Source organism: Micromonospora sp. NPDC003776, assembly GCF_053605645.1.
The window spans coordinates 1-3,510 of sequence record NZ_JBSGJR010000655.1 but is presented as its reverse complement, the minus strand read 5'-3'; the positions used below and the strand labels follow the sequence as shown (position 1 = coordinate 3,510).

General features: G+C 70.7%; 3 protein-coding genes. All 3 read left to right on the top strand.

Translation table 11 applies throughout. The features are described 5' to 3' along the window. Positions 1-103 precede the first annotated feature (103 nt). On the top strand, positions 104-1,060 hold the full coding sequence (locus ACWEVO_RS32745) for a carbohydrate ABC transporter permease (protein ID WP_452311311.1): 957 nt from the start codon (positions 104-106) through the stop codon (positions 1,058-1,060). 12 nt (positions 1,061-1,072) lie between these two features. After that, a complete protein-coding gene (locus tag ACWEVO_RS32740; protein ID WP_452311310.1) occupies positions 1,073-1,960 on the top strand; it encodes a carbohydrate ABC transporter permease in 888 nt (295 codons plus the stop codon). A 100-nt stretch (positions 1,961-2,060) separates the two neighbouring features. Continuing rightward, positions 2,061-3,510, top strand: a 1,450-nt coding sequence (locus ACWEVO_RS32735; protein WP_452311309.1) for a glycoside hydrolase family 13 protein, incomplete at its 3' end; no start/stop codon positions are given.

Below are 3,510 nucleotides of genomic sequence, written 5' to 3'. Positions count from 1 at the left end.
CGGGGGGGGGGGGGGGGCGTGCCGGGGGGGGGGGGGGGGCCGGCGCGCGCCCCCCCCCACCCCGCACCGTCCCGTCCGGTCACCGACTTCCCCAGGAGCTGTCTTGGCCATCACCACCGTCCCGGGCACCACCCGACGATCGGGCCGCCCCGAGCCGCCGTACCCGTCGGGGCCCCGGCGGGCCGGCCTGCGCCGTAAGCTGCGGGACCACCTCACCGGGCACGCGTTCCTGATCGGCGCGGTCCTCTGCTTCGCCGTCTTCTCCTGGTACCCGATGGTCCGCGGCGTCGTGATGAGCTTCCAGCGCACCCGGCGCGGGGAGACCACCTGGGTGGGCTGGGACAACTACGCCCGCATCATCGACGACCCGAGCTTCTGGACGGCGTGGCGGAACACGTTCTACTTCACGGTGCTGGCCCTCGTCCTCGGGTACGCGGTGCCGTTCTTCGTGGCGATCCTGCTCAACGAGTTCCGCCACGCCAAGGGATACCTGCGGATCCTGGTCTACCTGCCGGTGATGCTGCCGCCGGCCTCGGCGCTGTTCCTGTTCAAGTTCTACGCGTACGACCCCAGCGACGCGGGACTGTTCAACGCGATCCTCCGCGCCCTGCACCTGCCGGCCTCGGAGTGGATGCAGTCACCCGGCATGACGATGCCGGCCATGGTGCTCGCCTCGACGTGGATGAACATGGGCGGCGCGGTGCTGATCTACCTGGCGGCGTTGCAGAACATCCCCGGCGAGCTCTACGAGGCGGCCGAGCTCGACGGGGCCGGGATCTGGCGGCGGATCGTCAACGTCACCATCCCGCAGACCCGGCTGATCCTCGCGCTGCTGGCGATGCTGCAGATCGTCGCCACCATGCAGCTCTTCATCGAGCCGCTGATCCTGGCCAACGGCGCCGGCACCGGCGACTCGGCGACCTCGGTCGCGTACCTCATCTATCAGCACGGCTTCTTCCAGAACGACCTCAACGGGGCCGCGGCGCTCGGCGTGATCATGCTCGTGGTGCTGGCCGGCTTCTCCGCCGGTTACCTGCGGCTGACCGCGAAACAGGACTAGGACGGACGAGGAATGGCACAGGACTCCGGGACCCGGACCCTCATCTCCCACGCCCAGCTCAGCCGGGGGCGCGGCAGGGTGATCTACTGGACGCTGCTCACCGTCGTCGTGGTCGGCTTCACGCTGGTCTTCATCGGGCCGCTCTACTGGATGGTCACCGGCGCGCTCAAGTCCGGCCAGGAGATCGCGCAGACCCCACCCTCGCTCTTCCCGAAGGACCCCCAGCCGCAGAACTACGTCGACGCCTGGACCAACCTGAACCTCGCCAAGCTGCTGTTCAACACGTTCTACTACGCGACCGGGGCGGTGCTGTTCCAGCTCGTGCTGGACACCGCGGCGGCGTACTCCCTGTCGAAGCTGCGGCCGGTCTTCGGCAACGCCATCCTCGGCCTGATGCTGGCGACGCTGATGATCCCCGCGATGGTGCTCATCGTCCCGCAGTACGTGACGGTGATCGACCTGCCGATCCTGCACCTCAACCTGCTGGACTCGCCGTTCGCGATCTGGCTGCCCCTGGTCGCCAACGCGTTCAACATCTTCCTGCTGAAGCGGTTCTTCGACTCGATCCCGGAGGACCTGATGGCGGCGGCCCTGGTGGACGGCGCGACGCCGCTGCGCACCCTCTGGTCGATCATCCTGCCGATGTCGCGTCCCATCCTCGGCGTGGTCTCGATCTTCGCCGTGACGGCGGTCTGGAAGGACTTCCTCTGGCCGAAGCTGGTCATGCCGTCGCCCGAGACCCGGACCGTCAGCGTCGGCATCTACGCCTTCTCCGGCGGTACGCCGATGAACGTGGTGATCGCCGCCTCGGTCATCGCGGCGATCCCGACCGTGGTCATCTTCCTGATCTTCCAACGGAACATCATGTCCGGCCTGACCACCGGCAGCCTCAAGGGCTGAGCCCCCGCCGGCAGTACCCCCACGGCGAACGACGACCGTTCGCCCGACACATCAAGGTCCGGCGAACCCGCCGACGTACCGACGCAGAAAGCAGGTGCCCGTGTCCACAGCAGACAACGGTCCGTGGTGGCGTGGAGCGGTGATCTACCAGGTGTACCCACGAAGTTTCGCCGACGGTGACGGGGACGGCGTCGGCGACCTCGCCGGCATCCGCTCCCGCCTGCCCTACCTGTCGGAACTCGGCGTCGACGCGATCTGGTTCAGCCCCTGGTACCCGTCCCCGATGGCCGACGCCGGCTACGACGTGGCCGACTACCGGGACATCGACCCGGTCTTCGGCACCCTCGCCGAAGCGGAGGCGCTGATCGCGGAGGCCCGCGCGCTCGGCATCCGCACCATTGTCGACGTGGTACCCAACCACTGCTCCGCCGCGCACCCCTGGTTCCGGGCCGCCCTCGCCGGCGGGCCGGACGCGCCCGAGCGGGAGCTGTTCTGGTTCCGCCCCGGCCGCGGGCCGGACGGCGGCGAGCGGCCCACCGACTGGGTCGGCGAGTTCGGCGGCCCCACCTGGACCCGGACCGTCGACCCGGACGGCACCCCCGGCGACTGGTACCTGCACCTGTTCGCCCCGGAACAGCCGGACTTCAACTGGGACCACCCCCGGGTGCGGGCCGAGTTCGAGGACATCCTGCGGTTCTGGTTCGACCGGGGGGTCGACGGCATCCGGATCGACTCGGCCGGGCTGCTGGTCAAGGACGGGTCCCTGCCCGAGACCGCCCCCGACCGGCCGCACCCGTTCCGCGACCTGGACGGGGTGCACGAGATCTACCGCGACTGGCGGCGGATCGCCGACGCGTACCCCGGCGACCGGGCGCTGATCGGCGAGGTGTGGCTGCCCGACCGGCAGCGGTTCGCCAACTACCTGCGCCCGGACGAGCTGCACGCCGCCTTCAACTTCGACTTCCTCGGCTGCGCCTGGGACGCCACGGCGCTGCGCGAGAGCATCGACGAGACGCTGCGCGCGCACGCGCCGGTCGGGGCGCCGGCCACCTGGGTGCTCTCCAACCACGACGTCACCCGGCACGTGACCCGCTACGGCCGGGCGGACACCACCTTCAGCTTCGCCGCGAAGCGCGAGGGCATCCCCACCGACCTCGAACTGGGCACCCGCCGGGCCCGCGCCGCCGCGCTGCTCTCCCTCGCGCTGCCCGGCGCGGCGTACGTCTACCAGGGCGAGGAGCTGGGCCTCTGGGAGGTCGAGGACATCCCCTACGAGCTGCGCCAGGACCCGATGTGGGAACGCTCCGGCCGGGTCGACCCAGGCCGGGACGGCTGCCGGGTGCCGCTGCCCTGGACCGGGGACACCCCGCCGTTCGGGTTCAGTCCCGACGGCGCCACGGTTCCGCCCTGGCTGCCCCAGCCGGCCGAGTGGAAGGACCGGACGGTCCGGGCGCAGACCGGCGACCCGCACTCGATGTTGGAGCTCTACCGGGCCGCCATCGCGCTGCGCCGCAGCGAACCGGCGCTCGGCGACGGCACGCTGAGCTGGC